The organism is Rhodococcus sp. ENV425 (genome assembly GCF_002887785.1).
GTDB lineage: Bacteria > Actinomycetota > Actinomycetes > Mycobacteriales > Mycobacteriaceae > Rhodococcus > Rhodococcus aetherivorans.
In genome coordinates this window covers 10,571-11,303 of the sequence record NZ_PCZU01000301.1, presented here as the reverse complement: position 1 = coordinate 11,303, position 733 = coordinate 10,571, and the positions used below count along the sequence as shown (strand labels likewise).

The 733-nt window shown below is 70.3% G+C and carries 1 protein-coding gene; it reads left to right on the top strand.

The window, feature by feature from the left end:
* Positions 1-642, top strand: a 642-nt coding sequence (locus CQZ88_RS28635; protein WP_102800634.1) for a YggS family pyridoxal phosphate-dependent enzyme, incomplete at its 5' end; no start/stop codon positions are given.
* Positions 643-733 lie beyond the last annotated feature (91 nt).

The following is a 733-nucleotide window of genomic DNA, read 5'->3' as shown; positions in this document are numbered from 1 at the left end:
CGCGACCCGGCGGAGATCGCCCTGCTGCCGGTGACGAAGTTCTTCCCGGTCTCCGACGTGGAGATCCTCTACGGACTCGGGTGCCGGGCCTTCGGCGAATCCCGCGAACAGGAGGCCGCTGCGAAGGTTGCCGAATTCCGTTCGCGTACAACCGATCCCGCTGTCGCATGGCACATGATCGGCCGGCTGCAGCGCAACAAGGCGCGTGCCGTCGCCCGCTGGGCCCACACCGTGCACTCGGTCGACAGCGTCCGGTTGGCGCACGCACTGGACGCCGGTGCGCAGGCCGCGCAGGAGTCCGGCGACCGCGAGACGCCCGTACGGGTGCTGCTGCAGGTCAGCCTCGACGACGATCCGCAGCGGGGCGGGGTGAGCGCCGCGGACCTGCCCGCACTCGCGGACGAGGTCGCCGCCGCCGGCGGACTCGAGTTGCGGGGCCTGATGGCGGTGCCGCCACTGGGATGGGACCCGGACGCCGCATTCGAACGGCTCGCCGGGCTCCACAGCGGGCTGCGCTCCGATCATCCCGAGGCCACCGAACTGTCGGCCGGCATGTCCGGCGACCTCGAGGCGGCGGTGCGATGGGGTTCGACATGCGTGCGTGTCGGAACCGCGGTGTTGGGCTCGCGGCCGTTAGCCTGAGTGTCGACCGCCGCGCGAGGAAGGTTGATCCATGAGCTCACTCCACAAGTTCAAGGCGTACTTCGGGATGGTGCCGCTCGAGGAATACGAG